This window comes from Brachybacterium phenoliresistens (genome assembly GCF_000576425.1).
In the GTDB taxonomy this organism is placed as follows: domain Bacteria; phylum Actinomycetota; class Actinomycetes; order Actinomycetales; family Dermabacteraceae; genus Brachybacterium; species Brachybacterium phenoliresistens.
In genome coordinates, this window is the sequence record NZ_KK070000.1 from 20,256 (window position 1) to 45,197 (window position 24,942).

The 24,942-nt window shown below is 74.3% G+C and carries 22 protein-coding genes; 6 read left to right on the forward strand and 16 right to left on the reverse strand.

Annotated elements, in window-relative coordinates; all coding sequences use genetic code 11:
• Window positions 1-29 precede the first annotated feature (29 nt).
• On the forward strand, window positions 30-854 hold the full coding sequence (locus tag BF93_RS14495; protein WP_038373624.1) for an MBL fold metallo-hydrolase: 825 nt from the start codon (window positions 30-32) through the stop codon (window positions 852-854).
• Window positions 855-921: 67 nt separating this feature from the next.
• Here the strand turns inward: BF93_RS14495 and BF93_RS14500 are convergent, their stop codons facing one another.
• Window positions 922-1,599 (reverse strand): Crp/Fnr family transcriptional regulator, encoded by a 678-nt coding sequence (locus BF93_RS14500; protein WP_038373625.1) that lies wholly within the window; start codon window positions 1,597-1,599, stop codon window positions 922-924.
• Between the two features lie 255 nt (window positions 1,600-1,854).
• Here BF93_RS14500 and BF93_RS14505 point away from each other — a divergent pair, with 255 nt between their 5' ends.
• From BF93_RS14505 to BF93_RS14520, 4 genes are all read left to right on the forward strand, one after another.
• Window positions 1,855-2,532, forward strand: a complete 678-nt coding sequence (locus BF93_RS14505) for an endonuclease III domain-containing protein (protein WP_051487013.1) — start codon at window positions 1,855-1,857, stop codon at window positions 2,530-2,532.
• Window positions 2,529-3,242, forward strand: coding sequence for an NUDIX domain-containing protein (locus BF93_RS14510; RefSeq protein ID WP_051487014.1), 714 nt, complete (start codon window positions 2,529-2,531; stop codon window positions 3,240-3,242). The genes BF93_RS14505 and BF93_RS14510 overlap by 4 nt, the downstream gene beginning before the upstream one ends.
• Window positions 3,243-3,415: 173 nt before the next feature.
• Window positions 3,416-3,802 (forward strand): cold-shock protein, encoded by a 387-nt coding sequence (locus tag BF93_RS14515; protein ID WP_038373626.1) that lies wholly within the window; start codon window positions 3,416-3,418, stop codon window positions 3,800-3,802.
• A 2-nt stretch (window positions 3,803-3,804) separates the two neighbouring features.
• Window positions 3,805-4,803 carry a DUF3027 domain-containing protein gene (locus tag BF93_RS14520; protein ID WP_038373627.1) on the forward strand — a complete coding sequence of 333 codons (999 nt, stop codon included), beginning with the start codon at window positions 3,805-3,807 and terminating at the stop codon, window positions 4,801-4,803.
• A 329-nt stretch (window positions 4,804-5,132) separates the two neighbouring features.
• On the opposite strand, the gene BF93_RS14525 is transcribed toward BF93_RS14520, so the two are convergent.
• The 9 genes from BF93_RS14525 to BF93_RS14565 all read right to left on the reverse strand — a co-directional run bounded on the left by BF93_RS14525 (window position 5,133) and on the right by BF93_RS14565 (window position 17,233).
• Window positions 5,133-6,272, reverse strand: a complete 1,140-nt coding sequence (locus BF93_RS14525; RefSeq protein ID WP_038373628.1) for a DNA polymerase III subunit delta' — start codon at window positions 6,270-6,272, stop codon at window positions 5,133-5,135.
• A 40-nt stretch (window positions 6,273-6,312) separates the two neighbouring features.
• Window positions 6,313-7,071, reverse strand: coding sequence for a dTMP kinase (gene tmk, locus BF93_RS14530; protein ID WP_084148580.1), 759 nt, complete (start codon window positions 7,069-7,071; stop codon window positions 6,313-6,315).
• On the reverse strand, window positions 7,068-8,126 hold the full coding sequence (locus tag BF93_RS14535; protein ID WP_051487003.1) for a Gfo/Idh/MocA family protein: 1,059 nt from the start codon (window positions 8,124-8,126) through the stop codon (window positions 7,068-7,070). Before BF93_RS14535 ends, tmk begins: the two co-directional genes overlap by 4 nt.
• Window positions 8,127-8,224: 98 nt before the next feature.
• Entirely contained in the window at window positions 8,225-9,079 is an 855-nt protein-coding gene (locus BF93_RS14540) for a carbohydrate ABC transporter permease (RefSeq protein ID WP_038373629.1), read from the reverse strand.
• Entirely contained in the window at window positions 9,076-10,245 is a 1,170-nt protein-coding gene (locus BF93_RS14545; protein WP_038373631.1) for a carbohydrate ABC transporter permease, read from the reverse strand. The genes BF93_RS14540 and BF93_RS14545 overlap by 4 nt, the downstream gene beginning before the upstream one ends.
• Window positions 10,233-11,579: an ABC transporter substrate-binding protein gene (locus BF93_RS14550; RefSeq protein ID WP_038373633.1), complete on the reverse strand. Its 1,347-nt coding sequence runs from the start codon at window positions 11,577-11,579 to the stop codon at window positions 10,233-10,235. Before BF93_RS14550 ends, BF93_RS14545 begins: the two co-directional genes overlap by 13 nt.
• Before the next feature lie 256 nt (window positions 11,580-11,835).
• On the reverse strand, window positions 11,836-14,529 hold the full coding sequence (gene topA, locus BF93_RS14555; RefSeq protein WP_038373706.1) for a type I DNA topoisomerase: 2,694 nt from the start codon (window positions 14,527-14,529) through the stop codon (window positions 11,836-11,838).
• Window positions 14,530-14,648: 119 nt separating this feature from the next.
• Window positions 14,649-15,509, reverse strand: coding sequence for a phosphatase PAP2 family protein (locus tag BF93_RS14560; RefSeq protein WP_232226449.1), 861 nt, complete (start codon window positions 15,507-15,509; stop codon window positions 14,649-14,651).
• 188 nt (window positions 15,510-15,697) lie between these two features.
• Window positions 15,698-17,233, reverse strand: a complete 1,536-nt coding sequence (locus BF93_RS14565; RefSeq protein ID WP_038373637.1) for a DUF7059 domain-containing protein — start codon at window positions 17,231-17,233, stop codon at window positions 15,698-15,700.
• A gap of 88 nt (window positions 17,234-17,321) precedes the next feature.
• Here BF93_RS14565 and BF93_RS14570 point away from each other — a divergent pair, with 88 nt between their 5' ends.
• The gene (locus BF93_RS14570; protein ID WP_038373638.1) at window positions 17,322-19,805 is read left to right on the forward strand and encodes a DEAD/DEAH box helicase; all 2,484 of its coding nucleotides are present in this window, start codon (window positions 17,322-17,324) and stop codon (window positions 19,803-19,805) included.
• A 33-nt stretch (window positions 19,806-19,838) separates the two neighbouring features.
• Here BF93_RS14570 and BF93_RS14575 read toward each other — a convergent pair whose 3' ends face one another.
• The 6 genes from BF93_RS14575 to BF93_RS19105 all read right to left on the reverse strand — a co-directional run bounded on the left by BF93_RS14575 (window position 19,839) and on the right by BF93_RS19105 (window position 24,659).
• Window positions 19,839-20,222 (reverse strand): Rv3654c family TadE-like protein, encoded by a 384-nt coding sequence (locus BF93_RS14575; RefSeq protein WP_038373639.1) that lies wholly within the window; start codon window positions 20,220-20,222, stop codon window positions 19,839-19,841.
• The gene (locus BF93_RS14580; protein ID WP_051487004.1) at window positions 20,219-20,668 is read right to left on the reverse strand and encodes a TadE family type IV pilus minor pilin; all 450 of its coding nucleotides are present in this window, start codon (window positions 20,666-20,668) and stop codon (window positions 20,219-20,221) included. Before BF93_RS14580 ends, BF93_RS14575 begins: the two co-directional genes overlap by 4 nt.
• Complete coding sequence (locus BF93_RS20110; RefSeq protein WP_232226450.1) at window positions 20,665-21,024, reverse strand: DUF4244 domain-containing protein; 360 nt, start codon at window positions 21,022-21,024, stop codon at window positions 20,665-20,667. Before BF93_RS20110 ends, BF93_RS14580 begins: the two co-directional genes overlap by 4 nt.
• Before the next feature lie 94 nt (window positions 21,025-21,118).
• Window positions 21,119-22,234, reverse strand: a complete 1,116-nt coding sequence (locus tag BF93_RS14590) for a type II secretion system F family protein (protein WP_051487005.1) — start codon at window positions 22,232-22,234, stop codon at window positions 21,119-21,121.
• The gene (locus BF93_RS14595) at window positions 22,231-23,409 is read right to left on the reverse strand and encodes a TadA family conjugal transfer-associated ATPase (protein ID WP_038373641.1); all 1,179 of its coding nucleotides are present in this window, start codon (window positions 23,407-23,409) and stop codon (window positions 22,231-22,233) included. Before BF93_RS14595 ends, BF93_RS14590 begins: the two co-directional genes overlap by 4 nt.
• Entirely contained in the window at window positions 23,397-24,659 is a 1,263-nt protein-coding gene (locus BF93_RS19105) for a CpaE-like family protein (protein ID WP_051487006.1), read from the reverse strand. The genes BF93_RS14595 and BF93_RS19105 overlap by 13 nt, the downstream gene beginning before the upstream one ends.
• Window positions 24,660-24,942 lie beyond the last annotated feature (283 nt).

The window sequence follows — 24,942 nt, forward strand, 5'->3', positions numbered from 1 at the left end:
CCCGCCGCGGTCACCATCGGCGGGCCCCGATGACCGAGCAGTCCCCGCGCCGCGACCCCGAGGCCGCGAGCGTCGAGGTGCTGCGGCGCCGGGCCGACAACCCCGGGCCGATGACCCTCACCGGCACCAACGCGTACGTGCTGCGCGACGGGCGCCAGTGCTGGGTGGTCGATCCGGGCCCGCGCCGGGCCGACCATCTCGCCGAGCTGATCCGCCTCTCGGCGGGGGAGGACCGTCGCCCGATGGGCGTGATCGTCACCCATCGCCACGAGGACCATGCCGACGGCGCCGGGACGCTGCGCCGGCAGCTCGAGGCCCGCAGCGGTCGCACGGTCGCCCTGTGGGCGGCGGACCCGCAGGCCCTGCCCGGGGCCCAGCCCCCGCCGGTCGCGCTCGAGGGCGACTCCGGCCTGGTCGCCGACGTGATCTCCCTGCCGGGCCACACCGCTGACTCGATCGCGCTGCTCGTCCAGGGCGGCCGCCTGCTGACCGGCGACACCCTGCTGGGCGGCTCCTCGACGGTGATCGCGCCGCCGGACGGCAGCCTCACGGACTACCTGCAGTCCCTGGCGATCCTGCGGGCGATGGCGCTGGACGGCCGGATCTCCAGCATCCATCCCGGGCACGGCGAGCCGATCGACTCCCCGACCGCGGCCCTCGCGGCCATCGAGGAGGCGATCGCCCATCGCGAGCAGCGCATCGAGCAGGTGCGGGCGGCGCGCGCCGCCGGGGTCCTGACCCTGGACCGCCTGATCCGGGAGATCTACGGCGACGAGCTCGAGGGCCGGCTGCGCGAGGCGGCGAGCTGGAACCTGCGCGCCGCGCTGGAGCACCTGGCCCGCACGGATCGCTGACCCGCAGCGCACGCAGACGAGGGCGGCTCCCGACCGGGAGCCGCCCTCGGGCGTCTTCGGGGCCGCGTCAGCGCGAGCGGCGGCGCAGGCGCTCGACGTCCTGCAGCAGCACGGCGCGCGCCTCGAGGCGGATCCACCCGCGCGAGGCGAAATCGGCGAGGGCCTTGTTGACGGTCTCGCGGGAGGCGCCCACCAGCTGGGCGAGCTCCTCCTGGGTGAGGCCGTGGGCGACCATCACGCCGTCATCGGTCTGCCGACCGAAGCGCTGGGCGAGGTCGAGGAGGTTCTTGGCGACACGGCCGGGGACGTCGGCGAAGACGAGGTCGGCCAGGGACTCGTTGGTCTTGCGCAGGCGACGGGCGAGGCTCGCCAGGAGGTGACGGGCCACCTCCGGACGCTGCGCCAGCACGCGGTACAGGTCCTGCTGCGTGAGGGAGTAGAGGGTCGTCTCCGCCACGGCGGTGGCCGTGGCGTTGCGCGGCGCCGGGTCGAACAGCGACAGCTCGCCCAGCGTCTCGCCCGGCCCGAGGACGGCCAGCAGGTTCTCGCGGCCGTCGCCGGAGGCGTGGCCCACCTTGACCTTGCCGGTGCCGATGATGAAGAGCCGGTCGCCGGGCTCCCCCTCCCGGAAGATCACGGCGCTGCGGTGGAAGTCCTCCTGCGTCATCGACGCGAGGACTGCCTGCTTGCCGTTGTCGTCGAGTGCGGCGAACAGCGGTGACGACCGTACGATGTTCTCGTCCACGGAACCTCCTGATTACTGGGTCCCGTGGGTGCGGGACCAACGATGTCGACTCCCATTGTGACCGAAAGAGCCTCGTGCCGCGTGGTTGCGGTCACAGCTCGCGCGTCGTCGGGACCCGATGATGCTACACATCATGGCCTCGGACCAGTGCCATCGGGAAGGAGAGACGTGCCCGGACGTCCCGCCCCGCCCCGCTCCGCCCCCGGGGACGCCGCCCCATCCGGGGCTGCCGCCCCGGGCCCGTCGGGCCGGCCGATGGCCGATCCGGCCGAGGTCCACCGCCGTCTGCAGACCCTGCACGGGCCGGCTCGCACGGAGCTGGATCATCGCGATGCCTTCGAGCTGCTGGTCGCCACCGTCCTGTCGGCGCAGACGACCGACGTGCGGGTCAACGCCGTGACCCCGGAGCTGTTCTCCCGCTGGCCCGATGCGGCCGCCCTCGCCGGCGCCGACCCCGCGCAGGTGGAGGCCGTCGTGCGGCCCCTGGGCATGGGCGCCACGCGCGCCCGGCGGATCATCGGCCTGGCCGCCGGCCTGTGCGAGGACCACGGCGGGGAGGTCCCGGAGGACCACGACGCCCTCGAACGGCTGCCCGGGGTGGGGCGCAAGACCGCCCACGTGGTGCGCGGGACCTGGTTCGGGCGCAGCGCGCTGGCCGTGGACACGCACGTGGGCCGCCTGGCGCGCCGTCTGGGCTGGACCGGGCACAGCGATCCCCGCCGGGTGGAGGAGGACGTGGTCGACCTGGTCGAGCGCACCGCACCGCGCCCGTCGGGGCGGGCCGCGCCCGGGCCGGAAGAGAGCGGGGCCGTCGACCTGACCTCCCTCTCGCTGCTGCTGATCCTGCACGGGCGCCGCGTGTGCACGGCCCGGTCGCCGCGATGCGACGACTGCGTCCTCGCCCCGCTGTGCCCGTCGGCGGGCATCGCATGAGCGCCCCGGACGCCCCGCGGATCCCCGGCTTCCTCCGCGCCCTCGCCGCCCGGGCGTCCACCGGCGACGCCGAGCTCATCGACCTGGGCACCCCGGTCCCCGCCGCGTGGTCCCCGCGGCGCGGAGCGGTGCTGCTGCTCATCGCCGGGGACACCCTCGACGGCGCCCGGATCGTCGTCGAGGAGCGCGGCCACGGCCTGCGCTCCCAGCCGGGCCAGTTCTCCCTGCCCGGCGGCGGGGTCGAGCAGGCCGATGCCGACGACGCCGCGGCCGCGCTGCGCGAGGCCGAGGAGGAGGTGGGGCTGGACCCGGAGGAGGTCCACGTGATCGGCTCCTTCGCCCCGATCCCCATGCCGTGGCGCGAGTACGAGGTCCGTCCCGTCCTGGCCTGGTCCCCGCACGTGCCCGATCTGCACGCCGCGCAGCCGCGCGAGGTCGAGCGCGTCGTCTGGGCGCCGCTGATCGGCCCCGGCTCGCTGAGCGACCCCGCCGTGCGCCGCACCGCCCTGCTGGACGGCCGCGATGTGGGCACCGCCTACGACCTGCCGGAGGACGCCTTCGTCTGGGGCTTCACCGCCTACCTCCTCGAGGCCGTGCTGCGCCACGTGGTCGAGGTCCCCGGGCCGCAGGGACCTCGCACCGAGATCCCTCCGCTGCGCCGGATGGAGGGCTCGACCCGCCCGCGCGGACCGCACCCCGGAGGCTCCTGAGGACCGCCGCGGCGGCGGTGGCGTGAGCGGTCCCACGTTCGAGCAGACGGCTCTGCCCGCAGCCCTGCGCGCGCGGTAGACTCACAGGTCGCGAGGCGGCTCTGCGCCGTCTCCGTCCGCGGGCCGACCGGCCCCCGGGCAGACCGATGAACCAGCAAGGAACGGGATCCGCGGTGCCACGTGGCAAGGTGAAGTTCTACGACGCCGAGAAGGGCTTCGGCTTCGTCCTCGACGAGGAGAGCGGCGAGAGCGTGTACGTGCACGCCACCACGCTCCCGGAGGGCGTGGAGACGCTGCGTCCTGGCGCCAAGGTCGACTTCGACGTCGCCGACGGCCGCCGGGGTCCGCAGGTGCTCTCCCTGCGTCTGCTCGAGTCCGCGCCGTCCGTGTCCCGGGCGCGCCGCACGAAGCCCGAGGAGATGGCGGTCATGGTCGAGGACCTGATCCGTCTGCTCGACGACGCCTCGACCGGGCTGCATCACGGCCGCTACCCCGATCGCGGGCACTCCCAGAAGATCGCCACCGTCCTGCGCGCCGTCGCCGAGAACTTCGAGGCCTGAGAATGACAGCTGCCACCGCCCCCTCCGCGGGCCGGCCCGCCCGCACCCGTTCCGGGAAGGCGAAGCCGAAGCTCGACGCGATCGCCGCCGATGCCGTCGAGATGGCGCGCGCGGCGCTCGAGGAGGTCACCGAGCCGGGCCAGGTCGGTGAGCATCTGCGGGTGGAGGCCACCGGCGACCGGATCGTCGACCACGTCTTCGCCTGCGCCATGCCCGGCTACCGGGGATGGTCCTGGCACGTCACGGTGGTGCGCGCGTCCCGCGCCAAGGTCGCGACCGTCGCGGAGACGGCGCTCCTGCCCGGCGAGGGCGCGCTGCTCGCGCCCGACTGGGAGCCCTGGTCCGAGCGTCTGCGTCCCTCCGACGTCGGCGCCGACGACCTCCTGCCCTACCGCGACGAGGACGAGCGCCTCGAGTTCGGCTACGAGCAGACCGACGACGAGGAGGCCGACCGCGTCGCGCTGTGGGAGCTCGGCCTGGGCCGCCCCCGCGTGCTGTCCCCGCAGGGGCGCGCCGAGGCCGCCGAGCGATGGGTCGGCGGGGAGTTCGGGCCGCGCGAGACGTCCTCCCGGGGGCGCAAGGGCACGGTCACGGCCAACTGCTCGAGCTGCGGCTTCCTCTCGCAGCTGTCCGGCGCCCTGCGCGGCGAGTTCGGCGTCTGCACGAACGAGTGGTCCCCGGCTGATGGCCGCGTCGTCCATCTCCAGTACGGCTGCGGCGCGCACTCGGAGACGGGCAAGGAGGAGGCCGCCGCGAGCGAGTTCGCGATCGCCGAGTCCGTGGTCGTCGACGAGCTGCAGGTCGACTACGAGCTGATCCCGACCTCGGGCGACGACACCGCGACCGACGCCGACGCCTCGGCCGACGCTGACGGCTCGACCGACAACACTGCGACCGACAAGGCCGCGACCGACAAGGCCGCGACCGATAAGGCCGCGACCGATAAGGCCGCGACTGACGGCGGCGCCGCGGACTCCTCCGAGGAACCGACCGAGAACTGATCCCTCCCCGCTTCGCGCGTGCGCGGGGCGGGCCGGGACATCGAGCGGAGTCATGTCGTCGCTTCCTTCACGGGAAGCGACGGGATGACTCCGCTCGTTCTCGTAGCGACGACGTCACTCCGCTCGATTCCGACGGACTCCGCCCGGCGTGTCATCACCGGCGCCCCTCCGCGCCTCCAGGACGGTCTCGTGACGCCGGCCCAGGGGCCCGGGAAAAGGTGGTGCCGGAGACGGCGCGGACGTCACCCGGCACGAGGTGCAGGTCCGTGCCGGGCGATGCGGTGCGCGACGCGTGCTCGGGCCGCGCGCGGCGCGGTGCTCGGGCGGGGTCAGCGCAGGGTGACGGCGATGCGCGAGAGGAGCGCCTCGATCGCGAGCAGCGGCGGCACGTTGCCGGCGATGCGGGCCCGGGTGCGCTGGACGGCGTCCAGCAGCGCGAGCGTGGTGCGGCCGTCCCCGGCCTCGGCGGCGACGCGGATCTCCGTCTCGACGCCGGGGTTGACCAGGTCGCTGCCGGTGCGGATCTGCAGGGTCAGCACGTCGCGCAGCACGGAATGGGCATCCAGCAGGTAGCGGTCCAGCACGTCGCGCACCAGGCGGGTCTGGCGGCGCTTGGCATCGTCCTCGAGCTGCTTGACCTGGCTGCGCAGCGCCGGAGGCACCTTGCCGTCGTCGATCCCCGCCGAATGCAGGAACCGGCTGCGCTCCTCGGCGGCGACCTGGTCCGCGTGCTCCTTCGCCTCCGCCGTCGCCCGCTCCACCAGCGCCGCGGCGGCGAGCACCGCCTCGCCGCTGGAGCGCAGGCCCAGCAGGGTGCGGGCGGCGTCCTCCCGTGCCGCGAGGACGCCGTCCTGCGTGGCGTAGCGCAGCGCCAGGCCGATGTGCCCCTGGGCGGCGCGGGCGGCCCGCGCCGCGAGCTCCGGCTCCACGCCGTCGCGGCGGACGAGCAGCTCGGCGACCACATCGGCCGCCGGCACGGTGAGGGTGACGACCCGGCAGCGGGAGCGGATCGTCGGCGCGAGATCCTGCGGGGAGGGGGCGCACAGCATCCAGACCGTGGCCGGCGGCGGCTCCTCGATGGACTTCAGCAGCACGTTGAAGGTCCCCGCGCTCATGCGGTCCGCGTCCTCGATGACGATCACGCGGTGACGCCCGGTGGCGGGGGCACGCTGCGCCGTCTGGACCAGGGAGCGGATCTCCTCCTTGGCGATGGAGAGCTTGTCCGTCGCCACGACGGTCACGTCGGGGTGGGTGCCGGCGAGCACCGTGCGGCAGGCCAGGCAGGAGCCGCATCCGGTGCCGTCCTCGCACTGGAGGGTCGCGGCGAAGGCCCGCGCGGCGGTGGACCTCCCGGAGCCGGGCGGGCCTGCGATCAGCCAGGCCTGGGCGAGGGAGCCGCCGGGCGCGGCGGCGCGGCGGAAGCCGGCGACGGCGTTCTCCTGGCCGACGACGTCGTCCCACACGCTCATGCGTGCCGTCCTCTCGGGGTGCTGCAGGGCATCGGGGCGTTCACTCCTCGTCGCGGCGCGACGGCGGGGGCGCGGGCTCGAAGGTCGGGTCGAAGCGCGAGAGGTCCTCGGCGATCGCGTCGAGGACGCGGCGATGGATCTCCTCGCGCGGCAGCGTGGCGTTGATGACCTCGAAGCGCTCCGGTTCCGCCGCCGCGAGCTCGAGGAACTTCTCGCGCACCTGCCCGTGGAACTCCTGGCCCTCCTGCTCGAGACGGTCCAGGGTGCCGGCCTCACGGCGCTCGGCGAGAGCCTCCGGGGGCAGGTCCAGCAGGATCGTCCGATCGGGGATGATGCCGCCCACGGCCCACAGCGACAGGGCGGCGATCTCGTCGCCGTCCAGGTCCCGTCCCGCGCCCTGGTAGGCGATCGAGGAGTCGAGGTAGCGGTCGGTGAGCACCAGGCCCCCGCGGGCGAGGTGCGGGCGCACCACGGACGCGATGTGGTGGGCGCGGTCCGCCGCGTAGAGGAGGGCCTCCGCCTTGTCCTCGACATGGTCGCCGTGCAGGACGAGCTCGCGGATCCGCTCCCCGAGCGGAGTGCCGCCGGGCTCCCGCGTGACCAGCACGAGGTCCTCGTCGACGGTGCGCTCGGAGACGAGGTACTGCTGCAGCAGGGAGATCTGCGTGGTCTTGCCCGCGCCGTCGCCGCCCTCGAAGGAGATGAGCAGCCCGCGACGGGGGCGGTGCGGGGTGGGGATGCGCAGGAACGGCGGGGCGAGGCCGGGGACGGGCGGCGGGGCCGGGGAATCGTGGCTCACGCGCGGGCCTCCGAGGGGTAGACCACGCCCAGCGCGGCGCGGGCCTGGTCCATCGAGCGCATCACGGAGATGCTGTCCTCCCAGGTCATCAGCGGGGACTCGAGGAGCCCCGCGGCGATGCACCGGGCGGCCTCGGCGGCCTCGTAGACCAGGCCGTCGGCCGGATCGCCGGGATGGGAGAACGAGGCGGAGCGCCCGTCGCGCAGCTCGACGCGCAGGGTCCCCGGGGCGAAGAAGGCGCCGTCCAGGCGCACGCGGCCCTCGGTGCCGCTGATGACGGCCTCGATGGGGGTGAGGGAGCGCAGCGTGGTCGACAGCGTCGCATGCCCGCCGCGGGCACCGCGGGCGACCATCGCGACGGTGGCGTCCACGCCCAGGGAGGTCTGCTCGCCGAGCGCGGCGAGATCCTGCAGGTCGCCCAGCACCATCTGGGCGAAGCTGATCGGGTAGACGCCGAGGTCCAGCAGGGCGCCGCCGCCCAGCTCGGGGGCGTGCAGCCGGTGCGCAGGGTCCTCCGGGAAGGACTGGCCGTGGTCGGCCTGGACCAGGACGGTCTCGCCGATCAGCCCCTGCGCGAGGACCTGGCGCAGGACGTCGAACTGCGGCAGGAAGCGCGCCCACAGCGCCTCCATGAGGAACACTCCGCGCTCCCGGGCGAGGGCGACGAGATCCTCGGCCTCGGCGGCGTTGAGGGTGAAGGCCTTCTCGAGCAGGACGGGCACGCCGGCCTCGAGGGCCTGGCGGGCCATGGCGTGGTGCTGCGCCATCGGCGAGGCGATGTAGACCGCGTCCAGCCCGCCGGCGGCGAGCATGGCGCCCAGGTCGTCGTGGGCGCCCTCGACGTCGTGGGCCGCCGCGAAGGCCTGTGCGCGCTCGAGGGAGCGGGAGGTCACGGCGACGACGCGGGAGGCGGAGGCGCGGTGCAGGGTCTCGGTGAACTGCGTGGCGATGTGGCCGGGGGAGACGACGCCCCAGCGCAGCGCGGGCGCCTCGCGGGGGTCGGGGACCTGGGACGGCGGCAGCGCGAGGTCGCCCTCGGCATGGCGGGAAGTCATGGCACCAATCTATCGGCTGCGCCGACGGACGAGGCCCACCGGCTGTCCGATGTGGACAGCCGATGGGTCCGTCGTGCGCCGCATGCCGCAGCGGCGGATCAGCCCTTGACGGCGCCGGAGGTCATGCCGCGCACCAGGAACTGCTGCAGGCTGAAGAAGACGATCATCGGGATGACCATCGACAGGAACGCGCCCGCCGTGAGCAGCTCCGCGCCCTGCCCCTGGGTGCCCAGCATCTGCTGGAGGTCGACGATGACGGTCTTGTTCGCTCCGCCGCCGATGAACAGCTTCGCGATGAGCAGGTCGTTCCACACCCACAGGAACTGCAGGGTGGCGAAGGCCGCGATCGCGGGCGAGGACATCGGCGCCACGAGCTTCCAGAAGGTCTGGAAGTGGGAGGCGCCGTCGATCTTCGCGCTCTCCACGACCGAGTTCGGGAGCGTCGCCATGTAGTTGCGCAGGGTGTAGACGGCCAGCGGCATGCCGAAGCCGGTGTGCAGGAGCCACACGGCCACGAACTGGCCGTTGATGCCCAGGCCGCGGGGCCCCAGGAGGTCCAGCATCGGCTGGAAGGCCACCTGGATGGGCACCACCATCACGGCCACGATCACGATGAAGAGCACATCCTTGCCGGGGAAGCGCATGAACGTGAAGGCGTAGGCGGCGAAGGCCGCGAACATGATGGGGAGCACCGTGGCGGGCACGGCGACCACGATCGAGTTCACCAGCGAGCTGCCCATGCTGGTGTTCTCGAACAGGCCGCGGTAGTTGTCGAGGGTCCACCCGCCTCCGAAGATCGAGCTCCACCAGCCGCTGGTGGCGGCTTCCTCACGGGTGCGGAAGCTCGTGACCAGCAGGCCCACGGTGGGGATGGTCCACAGGATCACCATGAGGGGCATGGCGATCATGGCCAGGGGCGAGCGCCGCCGCCCGTCCTTCATCGTGCCGCTCATCGGTTCGCCTCCTGCTGACGGAAGCTCCGCACCTGGTACACCAGGATCGGGAGCACGAGGATCAGAAGCACCACCACGACGGCGGAGGCCTGCCCGGCCTGCTGCTCGACGAACAGCTTCCGGAAGAACAGGTTCGCGATCACGTCGGTGCTGTCACGGCCGTTGGTGGTCACGTAGATGATGTCGAAGACCTTCAGCACCAGGATCAGCACGGTGATGAAGACCGCCAGCATGGTGGGGCGGACCTGGGGGAACACGATCTGCCAGAAGATGCGGCCCTCGCTGGCCCCGTCCATGCGGCCGGCCTCGATGGTGTCCTCCGGCACGCCCTTGATGGCCGAGCTCAGCAGCACCATGGCGAAGCCCGTCTGCAGCCAGATGAGGATGACCATGAGCAGCAGCGAGTTGAGCCGGGCGGTGTCGATCTGGTACCAGGCGTGGGGCTCGCCGCCGAGCGCGACCACGATGGCGTTGAGAAGGCCGGTCTGCGGGCTGCCGGGGGTGTTGTAGGCGTAGATCAGACCCCAGATCGTCGCCGCGCCGACGAAGCTGATCGACATCGGCAGGAAGATGAAGGACTTCGCGATCCGCTCCCCGGTGGCGGAGAGCTTGTCCGCCAGCACCGCGACGGCCAGGCCGAACGCGACGGTGAGGATCGGGACGATGAGGATCCAGAGCAGGTTGTTCAGCAGGGCGGACCAGAAGCCCGCGTCGCCGAAGATCGCCTGGTAGTTCTCGAGCCCCACCCAGGCGGTGGAGTCCTTGTTCGCGAAGGAGTACACGATGGTCTGCACCGTGGGGTACAGCAGCAGGATCGCGATGAGGCTGAATCCCGGCAGCAGGAAGGCGTAGGGGATCAGCCCTTCGGAGAAGCGGGACGGGAACCCCTCGATGCAGAGGTTCAGGAAGTAGAAGAACACGACCGAGCCGCCGATGCCGACGATCAGGCCGAGCAGGCCGATGAGGATCCCGGACCCGGCGAACCACTGCGGGTAGTAGGCGAAGGCGAGGAAGATGTTGCACACGAGCCAGGCCGTGACGACCATCCCCACCGCGCCGATGAGCAGCCGCACGGGGCGCGCCGGGGAGCCGGCGCGACGCTCCGGCTCCGGCGCGGCCGCGGCCGCGCCGGGGGAGGTGCTGGGTGTGGTGGTCACGACGGCCACCCGGCCTCGATCTCGTCGCACACGGTCTGTGCGTCCTTGGCGCCCTGCAGCCACTCGACCATGCCCGTCCAGAAGGAGCCGCCGCCGACGGCATTGGGCATGACGTCCGAGCCGTCGTAGCGGAACACCTGGGCATTGGCGGCGATGTCGAACACCCGCCGGGTGGTCTCGTCCGCGTACTGCGAGGCGTCGAAGGTCTTGTGCGGGCTCAGCCAGCCGCCGGCCTGCGCCCACGGGCCTCCGAACTCGGGGGAGGTCAGGAACTTCATGACCTCGACCGTGTCGTCGTTGAGCGTGAACAGGGCGGCGAGGTCGCCGCCGCCCAGGATGGGCTGGCCCTCGAACCCGCCCTCCCAGGTGGGCATCGCGAACACCCCGACCTCCTCGTCGAGGTTCTCGAGGATATCGGCCGGCAGGAAGCCCGTGACGAAGTTGCCCTGACGCACGTACATCGCCTGCGGCGGCTCCGCGAACAGCGGCAGCGGAGCCTCGGAGAACGGGGTGTTCAGGATCGTGGCGGTGCCGCCGAGCACGTTCCCCTCGCCCTTGAGGAGCTCGCCGACCAGGCCGAAGACCTCGACCACCTCGGGGGCGTTGAACGGCATCCGGTGGTAGATCCAGTCGTCGTAGATCTCCGGACCGTGGACGCGGAGCATGAACTCCTCGATCCAGTCGGTCCCCACCCAGCCGGTCGCCTGGTCGGCGCCCCAGGCGTCGGACCATGGGGCGATGCCTGAGCCCTTGATCTGGTCGGCGATCGCGTAGAGCTCCTGCATCGTGGCCGGGTCGTTCGGGTAGCCCGCGGCCTCGTAGGCCTTCTTCGGGTACCAGATGAGCGACTTGCACGCCATGCGCATCGGTGCCCCGTAGACGCGGCCCTGCAGGCGCGCGGAGTCGAGGAAGCCGGGGATCAGCGTGCCGGCCAGGGCGTCGTAGTCGAGATAGACGTCGATGGGGGTGATGTGCCCCTGGGCGGCGAGGTCGAACATGCCGCCCGGCTGGGGGAACAGGGCGATGTCGGGGGCGTCGCCGGCCCCGACCCGCTGCTGGATGGTGGTGGTGAAGTCCTGGTCCGGTGTGTACTGGATCGTGATGTCGTGCTCGCTCTGGAAATCTGCGAGGGACTCCTCGAACGCGGACTGCTCCTGCCCGCCGAAGGCGCCGAGGATGGTCACGGTGCCGGTGCCGGGGGTGTCGCCCTCGGTGTACTTCTGCGCGCCGCCGCCTCCTCCGCCGTTGTTCGGATCGGGGTTCTGCAGGCAGCCGGAGAGGCCCGCGGCCGCCGTCGCGGCAGCCCCTGCCAGGACCGTGCGCCTGCCCGGACGTCGAATCATGGTCACTCCTTCGTGGACGGGCTGGTGTGCTGAGGGTCACTCTATGGCGTTCCGGCCTGCCCGGCACTCGTCCCGGGGGTCCTGGCACGTCCCGTGTCCGCACGGTAACCCTGGCGCGCGATCCTGACCGTTCCATCGGCGGCAATGACGCGCTTCGGTCAAGCGCTGCGAGGCTCCCGGCGCCTTGCCGGGGACGCGCGAGGGCCCGGCCTCCCCGAGGAGACCGGGCCCTGCATCCCTCGGGCGAGGGACGGGATCACTTCTTCGCGGTGGAGGACTTCTTCCGCGGGGTCGTGGTGCGGCGCGTGGTGCTCTTCTTCGCCGGGCCCTTGGCGCGCTTCTCGGCGAGGCGCTCGACGGCGACCTCGTGGGTCAGCGACTCGAGGGCGTCGTCCTTGCGCAGCGTCACGTTGGTGGTGCCGTCGGTGATGTAGGGACCGAAGCGGCCGTCCTTGACGACGATCGGCTTCTCGCTCGTCGGGTCGGTGCCGAGCTCCTTCAGCGGCGGCTTCGCGGCCGCGCGCCCCCGGGTCTTGGGCTGGGCGTAGATCGCCTCGGCCTGCTCGAGGGTGATGGTGAACAGCTGCTCCTCCGACTCCAGCGAGCGGGAGTCGGTGCCCTTCTTCAGATACGGCCCGTAGCGGCCGTTCTGGGCGGTGATCTCGGTGCCGTCCTCGGTGGTGCCGACCACGCGCGGCAGGCTCAGCAGCTTCAGCGCGTCCTCGAGCCCGACGGTCGCCAGGTCCATCGACTGCAGCAGGCTGGCGGTGCGGGGCTTGGGCCGCTTCGACTTCGGGGTCTTGTCCTCGGGATCCTCCGGCAGCACCTCGGTGACGTACGGCCCGAAGCGGCCGTCCTTGACGATGATCTCGTGGCCCGACTCCGGATCGGTGCCCAGCACGCGGCCGTCGTCCTTCTGCCGCTCGAGCAGCTCGCGGGCCTTCTCCACGGTGAGCTCGTCGGGGGCGATGTCATCGCCGACCGAGGCGCGCTGCGGATCCGCGCCCTCGATGATCTCGCCGTCCTCGCCGCGGGCCGCACGCTCCACGTAGGCGCCGTAGCGGCCCACGCGCAGGGTGATGCCCTCGCCGATGGGGATGCTGTTGATCTCCCGGGCGTCGATGTCGCCCTGGTTCTCGACCATCGGGCGCAGGCCGATGGGCCCGCTCGATCCGTCCGAGGTGTAGAAGTCGCGCAGGTAGTCGCCGCGATCGAGCTCGCCGCGCGCCATCAGGTCGAGCTGCTGCTCCATCTGCGCGGTGAAGTCGTAGTCGATGAACGTGCCGAAGTGGTCCTCGAGCAGGCGGACGACGGCGAACGCCGTCCAGCTGGGCACCAGCGCGCTGCCGCGGCGCAGCACGTAGCCGCGGTCCTGGATCGTGGTGACGGTCGAGGCGTAGGTCGAGGGGCGGCCGATGCCGCGCTCCTCGAGGGCACGCACCAGCGAGGCCTCCGTGTAGCGGGGCGGCGGGGTGGTCGTGTGGCCGTCGGGCACGAGCTCGCGCACGTCGAGCTGCTGGCCCTCCTCCATCTGCGGCAGGCGCTTGTCGCCGCCCTCGTCGTCGTAGCGGCTGGCGTCGCGGCCCTCCTCGTACGCGGCGAGGAAGCCGCGGAAGGTGATCACGGTGCCGGCGGCGCGGAACGTCGCCGAGCGCCCGGAGCCCTGGACCTCCAGCTCGACGGTGGAGGTGGTGCCCTTGGCATCGGCCATCTGCGAGGCGACGGTGCGCTTCCAGATCAGCTCGTACAGACGGAACTCGTCGCCGGTCAGGCGCCCGGCGACCTCCGCCGGGGTGCGGAAGGTGTCGCCCGCGGGGCGGATCGCCTCGTGCGCCTCCTGCGCTCCCTGGGACTTGTTCTGGTAGTAGCGGGGCTTGTCGGGCACGAACTGCGACCCGTACAGCTCGGAGGCCTGGGCGCGGGAGGCCCGGATCGCCTCGCCCGAGAGGGCGACCGAGTCCGTTCGCATATAGGTGATGTAGCCGTTCTCGTACAGGCCCTGCGCCACGCGCATCGCCTGACGGGCGCCCAGGCGCAGCTTGCGCGAGGCCTCCTGCTGCAGCGAGGAGGTCGTGAACGGCGGGGCCGGACGGCGGGTGTACGGCTTGGACTCGAGCGAGGTGACGGTCGCGGGGGAGTCCTCGAGCGCCGCGACGAGCTCGCGGGTGCTCTCCTCGGTGAGCACGACGGCGTTCTTGGCGCGGGTCTTCAGCGTGCCGTCGTCCTCGAAGTCCGATCCGCTGGCCACCCGTGCGCCGTCGGCCGTGGTGATCTTGGCGGTGAAGGCGGAGCCCTCGGCCTCCTCGGTCGCGAAGGTGCCGGTCACGTCCCAGTAGCCGGCGGCGACGAAGGCCATGCGCTCGCGCTCGCGCTGGACGACCAGGCGGGTGGCGACGGACTGCACGCGGCCCGCGGACAGGCTCGGACGGATCTTGCGCCACAGCACCGGCGAGAGCTCGAAGCCCACCAGGCGGTCCAGGATGCGGCGGGTCTCCTGCGCGTCGACGAGGTTCGTGTCCAGCTCGCGCGTGTTCGTCAGCGCCTGCTGGATCGCGTCCTTGGTGATCTCGTGGAAGACCATCCGGTGCACCGGCAGGGACTTCTTCGGCTTGAGGGTCTCCAGCAGATGCCAGGCGATGGCCTCGCCCTCGCGGTCCTCATCGGTGGCGAGGTAGAGGGCGTCGGCGTCCTTGAGGAGCTTCTTGAGCTCGGCGACCTTCTTCTTCTTGTCGGGGTCCACGACGTAGTACGGCTCGAACCCCTCCTCGACGTTGACGCCGAACTTGCCGAAGGGGCCCTTCTTCATCTCCGCCGGGAGGTCCCGGGGGACGGGGATGTCCCGGATGTGGCCGACGGATGCCTCCACGACGAAGTCATCCCCGAGATACCGCCCGATGGTCTTCGCCTTCGCGGGGGACTCGACGATCACCAGATGCCGTGCGCCAGTCACGATCACACTTCCTTCCAGGGCAGGACCGGGGGTGTTCTTCGCGCCGCACGGCGGATCCCCCGGAAGATCGGGGCCCATCGCCCCGGCGATCCATCACGGTACACGGTCCGGGCCGGGCCTCACCGAGAAGTGTGGTCTACCCGAAGCACCAGCACCGTTCCGACCAAAGCGCTGGTGCCCGCGAGGATCGCGAGGATCGAGGCGGCATAGGCCGTCCGCTGGTGGGCGATGTCCTCCAGCTGCAGCGGGGTGGGGATCGCGGCGCCGGCCAGCAGCGCACCGGCGACGGCGACGATCGCCACGGCGATCAGCAGCACGGCTCCGGCCGCTCCGGAGCGGCGGGCCGGGGCGCCCTCCCGCGCCCTCGGACGCGCGGGGGCCGCGGGGCCGCCGGCCGCCGCGGCCGCGGCGTCGAGCGCCAGCATGAGGAAGGTCCATGCCCCCACCACGAGCACGGCCCCGGCCACGTCGCTGGGCCGATGCCAGCCCTCGGCCATCGTCCCCACGCCGGCGCCGACGGCCCAGCCCGCCGCGAGCACGGCCGCCAGGGACCGCAGCCGGTCCGGTACGGCGAGCACGATCGCGACCGCCGCCGCCATGGCGAGGGTGGTGTGCCCCGAGGGGAAGGAGTTGGGGGTGACCTCGATGCCCTCGGCGAGGACGTCGCGGGGCACCAGCAGATGCTTGACGACCTGGGTGGTGAGGTTCGCGCCGATCACCATCGCGGCGATCTGCGCGAGCAGCCCCACCCGCCGCCGGGCGATGCACAGCACCCCCGCGGCCAGCAGGATCGCGATGATCACCGGGACGGTCACGGTGGAGATCGCCGGGAACACGAGCTGCGCGACGAAGGAGCCGTCGGCCTGCGCGGCGCTGAGGATCAGCTGGTCCAGGCGCTGCCCGCGCGCGGTGCCGACGGCGAAGCGGACCAGCTGCCAGGTCCCGAGCCCGCAGACGACGGCGGCCAGCAGCGCGCTCACCGCCCGCACGACGTGCCCGGCGCGTCCGGTGCGCGCGGCGGGCGACGGCGGTCCGGGCTGCGGGGGAGCGTCGGCCGGGGCCGGGGCTGGGGCTGGGGCTGGGGCTGGGACCGGTGCCGGGGCGTCGGCCGGGGCGGGGGAGGGCGAGGGCGGCAGCTCGGGCGTGGCCGGCGAGGGCGGGACGGCGCTCACAGCTGCAGCATCCCGGTGCGGACCAGCTCGCGCAGCCGGCCGGTCTCCTCCGCGCGCACCTGCGCCTCGTCGGCATCGGTCAGCGCGCACACGGCGGAGATGATCTGGCCCAGGGTGAGGGTGCCGTCGCAGGCGCCGACCGTCGCGGCGAGCGTCTGCGACAGGGGCACCGCCCGGGCGAGCCCGCCGCCCTGGACCAGCTCGATGAGCATCGGGTCCCAGGCCCCGGGGGTGAGGTGGCGGCGCTCGACGACGTCCTCGGCGCGCACCGGACGGGAGGCCAGGAGCTCCTCGTCGCCGAGGTCCGCCAGATGCTCCAGGGCGTCCAGGCTCTCGCCCATGTGCGCGCCGAGGGTCCCGCTGCCGGTGCCGTGCACCTCCTCGGCGACCAGCCGGGCGGTCGTCGGCCGGGCCGGGCGGCGCAGCAGCAGGTAGCCGAAGCCGATGCCCTCCACGTCCCGGGCCTCGAAGTCGTCCAGCCATGCACCGATCAGCGGCTCCCACCGGGCATCGCGGGTGGTCACGCCGCCGTCGCGGGCCCAGGTGGCCGCGTAGGCCGCGGGATCCTCGCGATCGCGCTGGACGACCCAGGCGTGGACGCCGTCGGCGATCGCCGGGGCGAACCAGGCGCGGGGGTGCTCGTCCCAGGCGGCGCCGGTCGAGATCTCCCAGTTGCCGAGCATGACGGCGGTGCCGCCGGGAGCCAGGTGCGCGGGCAGCTCCTCCAGGAGGGCGGCGAGCAGCGTGTCCCCGGCACGGCCCCCGTCGCGGTAGGTGTACGCCGACTCCTCGCCGCGCGGGGTGATGACGAACGGCGGGTTGGAGACGACGAGGTCGAAGGTCTCCCCGGCCACGGGGTCGAGCAGGGAGCCCTCGCGCAGCTCGATCTCGATCCCGTTCAGCGCGGCGGTGAATCCTGCGAAGGCGAGGGCGCGCGCGGACAGGTCGGTGGCCACCACCCGGCGGGCGTGCCGGGAGGCGTGCATCGCCTGGATCCCTCCGCCGCAGCCCAGGTCCAGCACGCTGTCGACCCGGCGTCGCGGGGTGATCCGGGCCAGGGTCAGGGACGCGCCGCCGACGCCGAGGACATGGTCGGGGTGCAGCGGGGCACCGGTCGCGAGCTCGGACAGGTCCGAGGCGATCCACCAGCGGATCTCGCCGAGGTCGTCGGAGGCGGCGTACGGGGAGAGGTCCACCTGCGCGGCGACGGTCCCGTCCGCCTCCTCGCGCACCAGGCCCAGGGCGATCGCCCCGTCGACCGTGAGGGCGGGCAGCGCCTGCTCGAGCGCGGGCCGCGGAGGCCGGGCACCGAGGGTGAACAGCGCATAGAGCACCGAGAACGCATCGGTGCGCGCCGCGAGCACGCGGCGCGCCGGCGCCGGGTCCTCCCGGCGCAGGGCGCCCACCGCGACAGGCCCGAGGACCTCCTCGGCACGGGCCACCGAGTAGTCGGCCGCGCGGAGGTCGGAGCGCAGCGCGGGCAGCAGGTGGGGGAGCGGGCGGGGCGGGGCCGCAGGCGGCGGTGTGGGCATGGCTACGATTGTGCCCCAGCGCCCGAGGGGCGCCCGGGGAGGCCCTGTGAGGGGACTGCGCGGATCCGTCGGGGAAGCGAGGAACACGGTGCGCCGAGGCAGGGCCCATGATCTGCTGCGCGATCTGTCCGAGCCGCTGACCCGCCGCTCCTGCATCACCCACGTCGAGGACCTTCCGCGGCGGGAGGGACGCACCGGCCGGTTCCCCGACTGGACCGACCCCCGGCTGCTCGAGCATCTCGCGGACCAGGGCATCCATGCCCCGTGGATCCACCAGGAGCAGGCGGCGCGGCTCGCGCACGAGGGCCGGCACGTGGTGCTGTCCACCGCCACCGCCTCGGGGAAGTCGCTGGCGTACCTGCTGCCCGCGCTCACCGCCATCGGCGCCCGCGAGCTCGATCCGGAGCAGCGCCGGGCGAGCGTGCTCTACCTCTCGCCGACCAAGGCGCTCGCGGCGGACCAGATGACCAACATCGTCGCCCTGGCCGACGGCGCGGGCATCCGCGACGCCCGGGTGGCGGTCTTCGACGGGGACACGCCCACCGAGATGCGCCGATGGATCCGCCGCCACGGCTCCTTCGTGCTGACCAACCCCGACATGCTCCACTTCGGGATCCTCCCCGGCCACGAGCAGTGGGCGCACTTCTTCCGCGCCCTGCGCTACGTGGTGATCGACGAGTGCCACAGCTACCGCGGCGTGTTCGGCTCGCACGTGGCGATGGTGATGCGCCGCCTGCGCCGCATCGCGGCGCACTACCGCGCGGACCCGACCTTCATCCTCGCCTCGGCGACCACCGCGAACCCCGAGCTGTCGGCCTCCCGGCTGATCGGCGCGGACGTCGAGGCCGTCACCGAGGACGGCTCTCCCCGGGCGGGCCTCACGTTCGCGCTGTGGGAGCCCGGCACCCGCACCCCCGGCGCCCGCCGGGGCACCGACCCGGCCGGCGAGCCCTCCGGCGCGGCCGGGGCCTCCGCATCCCCGGGCGCGGCGACCGGCTCTGCGGAGCCCGATCCACAGGATGGGGAGGAGGCGGACGCCGACCGGGAGGAGATGCTGCGCCGCTCGGCGACCACGGAGGCGGCGTCGCTGCTGGCGGACCTGGTCGCGCGGGATGTGCAGACCCTCGTGTTCGCCCGGTCCCGGCGCGGCGCGGAGCTCGTCGCCGACGGGGCGCGCCGGATGCTCGGCGAGCAGGCCCAGCAGCGCTCCTCGGCCGAGCTCGCCGACCGGGCCGGACGGATCGCCGCCTACCGCGGCGGGTACCTCGCCTCCGAGCGGCGCGCCCTGGAGGAGTCCCTGCGCTCGGGCGCGCTGCGGGCGCTGGCCTCCACCAACGCCCTCGAGCTGGGCATCGACGTGGCGGGACTGGACGCCGTGATGATCGCCGGCTGGCCGGGGACCCGGGCCTCGGTGTGGCAGCAAGCCGGGCGCGCCGGACGGCGCCAGGACGGTGACGGCGGCGCCCTGGCGGTGCTGATCGCCCGGGAGGACCCGCTGGACACCTACGTCGTGCACCATCCCGAGGCGCTGTTCGGCACGGAGGTGGAGGCCGCCGTGTTCGACCCCGCCAACCCGTACGTGATGACCCCGCACCTGTGCGCCGCGGCCTCCGAGCTGCCCATCCGGGACGGCACCGAGGGCATCTTCGGGCCCACGGCGCGGGACCTGCTGCTGACCCTCTCCCAGCGCGGCGTGCTGCGGCACCGGACCGCAGGCTGGTACTGGACCCTCACCGAGAGCGCCCACGACCTCACCGACCTGCGCGGCAGCGGAGGCGAGCCGGTCCGGATCGTCGACGCCGGCAGCGGGGTGCTGCTGGGGACGGTCGATGCCGCGAGCGCGCACACCCAGGTCCACGACGGCGCCGTCTACCTCCACCAGGGGCGGACCTTCGTGGTCGACCACCTCGACGTGGAGAAGGCCGTCGCCTTCGTCCACCGCGAGGACCCCCTCCACTCCACGCACCCGCAGTCGACCTCCAGCATCCGGGTGCGGCAGGTCGAGCAGCAGATCCCCTGGGCCGGCGGCATCTCGCTGTGCTTCGGCACGGTCGACGTCACCGACCACGTCACCGGGTACCAGGTGCGGGACGTGTTCACCCAGGCGGTGCTCGCCCAGCACCCCCTGGACCTGCCGCCGCGGACCCTGACCACCCGCGCCGTGTGGTGGGTGGTGCCGCAGACGCTGACCGATGCCCACGAGCTCTCCGGCGAGATGCTGCCCGGCGCGCTGCACGCCGCCGAGCACGCTGCGATCTCGATGCTCCCGCTGCTGGCGACCTGCGACCGATGGGACATCGGCGGGGTGTCCACGGCCCTGCACGAGGACACCGGGGAGCCGACGATCTTCGTCTACGACGGCGCCCCGGGCGGGGCGGGCTTCGCCCAGCGCGGCTTCGAGGACGCTGCGGCCTGGGTGCGCGCCACCGCCGACATGATCGCGGAGTGCCCCTGCGCATCCGGCTGCCCGGCCTGCGTCGTCTCGCCCAAGTGCGGCAACGGCAACGAGCCCCTGAGCAAGGCGGGGGCCGCGCTGCTGCTGGACCTGCTGCGGCCCGCCGGGACGGACTGACCGCGGCCCGCCGCCCCCGGGCGGCTGCGCAGCTCATCGGGGCAGGCCCGACGACGGGGCGGGGCCGGCCCGGGCCCGGCCGGAGACCGCCGGCAGGGCGCCGGCATCGACCGCGACCGCGATGATCACGTCCCTCCCGGCGACGGTGCAGGACGCGAGCTGCGCGCCGTTGCGCCGGGCGACCTCGCCGGCGATCGGGCACGGATCCCCCGATCCTGCGGCCAGCGCATCGGCCCCGGCCAGGGCGGCGAGGTCCGCGGCGGTGTCCGCCCTCGCCTGCGCGGCCGCCCCCAGGCCCAGCAGCGACAGCGCCCCGAGCATCGTCACGGCCATCCCGACCCAGGCGATCACGGCCGCGGGCGCCGACCCGCGATCCGAGACGATCGCGGCCCGGGCGCCGCGCCGTTCCGCGCTCACGGTCCCCTCCGTCGCCGCGCCGGGAACCCGGCGACCGCGAACGCGGCGCCGTCCAGCAGATGCGGCTCACGGCGCGCCTCCGCATCGGCGCGCAGGGTCCAGCGCGCCCCGGACAGGAGGCCGGCTGGGCCGTGCAGGGTCCGGCTGGTCTCGACGCGCACCCACGTCCCGTCCCCGCCGATGGACACCTGCGTGTCCGCGCCGCCGACCCGCTGCGCCGCCTCCCGGGCCGATCCGGGGCTCTCGCCGCGGGCCAGCTCGCGGGCCCCGGCCCGTGCCGCTGCCTCGAGCCGCACCTGCAGCGACAGTCCGACCCCGGCCACGGCGATGACCAGGACGAGCGCCACGATCACGGGGAGCACGATCGCGGTCTCGGCGGTGGCGGAGCCCCGGTCCTCCCGCAGCGAGGAGGACCGGGGCCGGCCGGACCGGGGTGTTCCGGTCACTGCCCCAGGGAGAGCGCGGTGGTGATGATGCTCATCAGCATGCCGCGGACCTCTCCCGACTTCAGCAGCACGACCAGCACCGCGGCGAAGCCGCAGGCGGCCAGGACGGTGATGGCGTACTCCGCGGTCGAGGCGCCGGTCTCATCGGCCAGGGCGTCCAGGAGCCACGGCTCCTCGATCTCGTCCTGGGCGGTGGTCGCCTCGGGGCCTCGGGCCGCGGGGCCGTCGACGTCGTGGCCCGCGGGAACCTCGGAGCCGCGGGCTGCGGGGCTCTCGCCGGGGACCGGGGCGAGGGAGTGCGAGAGCTCGTCCGCGGGGGAGGAGAGCTCCGGCACGGTGGTGAGGGTGATGGACATGGTGTTCCTTTCGTCGGGCGGCGCGAGCGCCGCGGGGTGGGCGACCGGAGCGGCCGCCCGGCCCGGAGAGCTCTCCGGGAGTCTCGGGTGCGGGTCAGGGCCCGGCGGAGAGCAGCGTCCCGCCCTCGAAGGCCCCGCCGAGCAGGGAGCTGAGCGTGGGGATGATGCCGAGCACCACGAAGGCGGGCAGCAGGGTGAGCCCGGTGGGCAGCACCAGGCGCACGGCGAGCCGCGCGGCCGCGGCCTCGGCGCCGCGGGCGAGCATCCGGCGGGAGTCGGCGGCGCTCGAGCGCAGGATCTGTGCGAGGTCCGCGCCGGATCCATGGGACAGCAGCGCCGCCTCCCGCAGCGGCGCCAGGCTCGGCCCGAGCTCCCGGGTGGCGGCCTCGGGGCCGACCCCGGCGGTCAGCGCCGCGGCGAAGGCGCACAGGCGCGCGCCCGCGGCCGTCGGGTGGATCGCCTCGCCGACGGCACGGACCGCACCGGCCAGCGGGACCCCGGCGACCAGCGGCCCGGCGATCAGCTCGAGCACGACCGAGGGGTCGACCTCGACCCGCGGACGTCCCGAGGCGGACCGCAGCAGGCGGTGCATCCACCACCAGCCCGCGGCCGTCAGGGCGCAACCGATCACCAGCAGCGCCCTCCCGGAGGGGGTCCCCAGCAGCACGCCGACGGGATCCACCCCGATCAGCGTGCCCAGGGCGATCCCCGCCAGCGGCAGCACCAGCAGGATCCGGGCGGTGCTGCGCGGCCCGGCGAAGGCGGAGCCCCGGGCCAGCTGGGCATCGTGGAGGTCGCGCAGCGCCTGGGCGAGGGAGAGCAGCACCCCGGAGGCGGGCGCGCCGGTGCGGGCGCAGACGTCGAGCGCCGCCTGCAGGGAGGCCACCTCCCCGAGCCCGCGCAGCGCCGGACCGGCTGCGGCGCGCGGGGTGGAGCCCGCTGCGAGGCGGCGGGAGAACTCCGCGAGCTCACCGGGCGGGAGGGACCGCGCGACGCTCGACCAGGCCTCGGACATGCTGACGCCGCTGCCGAGCACCGTCGCCAGGCGCTCGACCATGCGGGCCACGTCCAGCGCATCCGGCCGGGACCTGCCCCGCCGGCCCGGCGGCGGCGCGGTCCCCGCCGTCGGCGCCACGACCGGAGCGGGGGCGGCGGCGCACACCCACAGCAGGAGCACCAGGAGGGCGGCGAGCACGAGAGCGGGGATCACGGGGCGGCCCTCCGTCCCGCGCTGCGCGCCGTCGTGAGCGTCTCGGGCAGGGCCAGGCGGGCGGACAGCTCCTCCCAGCCCGGTCCGGCGGCCGGCGCCTCCCCGGCGAGGTCCAGGGCCGGCGTGGTGGTGAGCTCGCCGCCGCGGGCCCGATGCAGCAGGGCGATGTGCTCGAGGCGACGCCTCCCGTCGTGCCGCCCCAGGTGGATGACCACGTCCAGGGCGCTCGCGGCCTGCGCGGCGAGCGCCCGCGGGTCCAGGCCGCCGAGGGCGCCGAGGGACTCCAGCCGGGCAGGGACGTCCGCCGCGGTGTTCGCATGCAGCGTCCCGCAGCCGCCCTCGTGCCCCGTGTTCAGGGCCTGCAGCAGGTCCCGCACCTCGGCGCCGCGGCACTCGCCCAGGACGATCCGATCCGGGCGCATGCGCAGGCACTGGCGCACCAGCACCGACAGGTCCACCCCGCCCGCGCCCTCGCTGTTGGGATGGCGGGACTGCAGCGACACGGCATGCGGGTGATCGACCTCGAGCTCCTGCGCGTCCTCGACGATGACGATCCGCTCCTGGGCGGGCACGCGGGCGAGCATCGCCGCCAGGACGGTGCTCTTGCCGCTGCCCGTGCCGCCCGAGACGACGAACGCCACCTTGGCCGCGACCACGGCCTCGAGGACCTCCCGGCCCAGGGCATCGAAGGCCCCGGCGCGCTCGAGGCCCTCGAGGTCGAAGGCGCGGGCCGCGGGGAGGCGCAGCGAGATGAGCGTCCCGGCGGTCGACAGCGGCGGCAGCACAGCGTGCAGGCGCGCGCCGCCGGGAAGGTGCGCGTCCACGAACGGCACCGCGTCGTCCAGGCGGCGGCCCCCGAGGGTGGCCAGGCGCACCGCCACGTCCCGGGCCTGCGCGGGGCTCAGCACGATCTCGCTGCGCTGCAGGCCCTCGCCCGCGTCGACCCAGGCGCTGCCGTCGCCGTTGACGAGGATGTCCGTGACCCCGGGGCCGAGCAGACCCTGCAGGGGGCCGAGGCCGTGCACGTGGTCGCGCAGCATCGCGGTGGTGCGCAGCAGCTCGGCGGCCCCGACGACCTGCCCGGCGTCGCGCAGCAGCCGCGCCACGCGCGGCACGTCCACGGGCCCCGGCGAGCGCACCAGATCGTCGCGGACCCGCCGGATCAGCTCGTCCATCGCGACGTCTCCTGCCAGCGCCGCGCCAGCTGCGCGCACAGCTTGTCGGCGCCACGGCGGCGCACGTCCAGCAGCGGGACCAGCTGCGGGGAGGAGTCGGCGAAATGCCCGGCCAGCGGCAGCCCGAGGTCGGCGGAGACGTCCCCGGGGCGCAGCGGCCCGCGCGATCGGCGCACCACCAGCTCGCAGCGGCCGCGGGCGCCGTCCCAGCCGGCCAGGCGCCGGGCGGCGGCCCGCACCGCGTGCTCCGCGGCAGGGACGACCAGCGCGAGGCGGTCCAGGTGCGCGAGGGCGGCCGGCACGTGGCCGGGGGCGAGATCGGCGACCACGACGCCGTCCAGCGGGGCCAGGGCGGCCAGCGCGGCCGCGGTCCGTTCCGGGCTCGGAGCGCCCCCGGCCCGGGCGGTGAGCAGGTGCACGCCGTCGACCACCGGCAGGCCCTCGCGCAGCTGGGCTCCGTCCTGGGCGTCCAGGCGGCCCACGTCCTCCCAGGCGCCGCCGCGCGAGGCCGGCGCCTCCACCAGCAGATCCAGGCCGCCGCCCAGGGGATCGGCATCCACCAGCACGGTCGGCGTGCCGCGCCGCGCCCAGGCTCCGGCGAGGCGGGCCGCCAGGGAGCTGGCGCCGGCGCCGCCGCAGCCTCCGGCCACGCCCAGCACGAGCGCGCCGCCGCGCGGGCGCAGCGCCTGCCCCAGCAGGTCCAGCAGCTGTCCCGACTCCTGCGGCAGCCGCACCACCGCCTCCACGCCGAGACGGAGGCAGAGGCGCCACTCCTCGTCGTCCAGCGGGGCCTCGCCGGTGACCGCGATCAGCGTCGGGGCGCTCTCGCGGGACCGGGACGCGGCAGGGGAGCGCCGGGCGAGCCCCGGGACGGTGCCGATGACGAGGTCCGCCCTGCCCGAGCCGGGTGCCGGGGGAGCGTCGGCCTCCGTCTGCGGTGCGAGGATGCCGCCGGCGGCGGCCACGTGATCGCCCACGAGGCCGCGCAGCCCCTGGTCGTCCCCGCACCACAGCACCCGCGGCGCGGACCGGGCGCGGTCGCGCGGGGCGGTCGCCTCGGCCTCGGCCCTCGAGCCCCCCGTCGTCCTCGCCGCCCCCGCGGCCGACGGGACGGCGGGCGCGCGGACCGGGTCGGCGCCGTCCGCGGGGGCCGGAGCCGGGGCCGGCACGGCGGGGCCGCGCACGGCGGGGAAGCGGGAGGGCGGGCGCCGGACATCGGGGGTGCGGAGGTCTGCGGGAGGAGCTGCCATGCGCCACATCGTGGGCGCGGGACGCGTGCCGGCGCATCGGCCGCGGCCGTTCTGGGGAGAAGTCGGCGCTGGGGAGGAACAGCGGCCCAGCCGCCCCGGCCGCTGCGGATCGACGGGGCGTCCGTGCAGGTCAGAGGCTCTTGTCGACGGCCGACGCCGGGAGTATGGTGTACCTCACATCGACGCGGAAGGGGCTCGGAACCCACGTGCGGACGGTCCACGACACGGACCCGCTGCGGGGAGCCGACAGCTCCTCGACAGCAGAACAGGTGCACGCCTGATC

What these genes read in the sequence shown, in the direction of transcription:
- BF93_RS14495 (WP_038373624.1), top strand. Translation starts at nt 30, where the DNA reads ATGACCGAGCAGTCCCCGCGCCGCGACCCCGAGGCCGCGAGCGTCGAG.
- BF93_RS14505 (WP_051487013.1), top strand. Translation starts at nt 1,855, where the DNA reads ATGGCCGATCCGGCCGAGGTCCACCGCCGTCTGCAGACCCTGCACGGG.
- BF93_RS14510 (WP_051487014.1), top strand. Translation starts at nt 2,529, where the DNA reads ATGAGCGCCCCGGACGCCCCGCGGATCCCCGGCTTCCTCCGCGCCCTC.
- BF93_RS14520 (WP_038373627.1), top strand. Translation starts at nt 3,805, where the DNA reads ATGACAGCTGCCACCGCCCCCTCCGCGGGCCGGCCCGCCCGCACCCGT.
- BF93_RS14525 (WP_038373628.1), bottom strand. Translation starts at nt 6,272, where the DNA reads ATGAGCGTGTGGGACGACGTCGTCGGCCAGGAGAACGCCGTCGCCGGC.
- BF93_RS14535 (WP_051487003.1), bottom strand. Translation starts at nt 8,126, where the DNA reads ATGACTTCCCGCCATGCCGAGGGCGACCTCGCGCTGCCGCCGTCCCAG.
- BF93_RS14540 (WP_038373629.1), bottom strand. Translation starts at nt 9,079, where the DNA reads ATGAGCGGCACGATGAAGGACGGGCGGCGGCGCTCGCCCCTGGCCATG.
- BF93_RS14550 (WP_038373633.1), bottom strand. Translation starts at nt 11,579, where the DNA reads ATGATTCGACGTCCGGGCAGGCGCACGGTCCTGGCAGGGGCTGCCGCG.
- BF93_RS14565 (WP_038373637.1), bottom strand. Translation starts at nt 17,233, where the DNA reads ATGCCCACACCGCCGCCTGCGGCCCCGCCCCGCCCGCTCCCCCACCTG.
- BF93_RS20110 (WP_232226450.1), bottom strand. Translation starts at nt 21,024, where the DNA reads ATGTCCATCACCCTCACCACCGTGCCGGAGCTCTCCTCCCCCGCGGAC.
- BF93_RS14595 (WP_038373641.1), bottom strand. Translation starts at nt 23,409, where the DNA reads ATGGACGAGCTGATCCGGCGGGTCCGCGACGATCTGGTGCGCTCGCCG.
- BF93_RS19105 (WP_051487006.1), bottom strand. Translation starts at nt 24,659, where the DNA reads ATGGCAGCTCCTCCCGCAGACCTCCGCACCCCCGATGTCCGGCGCCCG.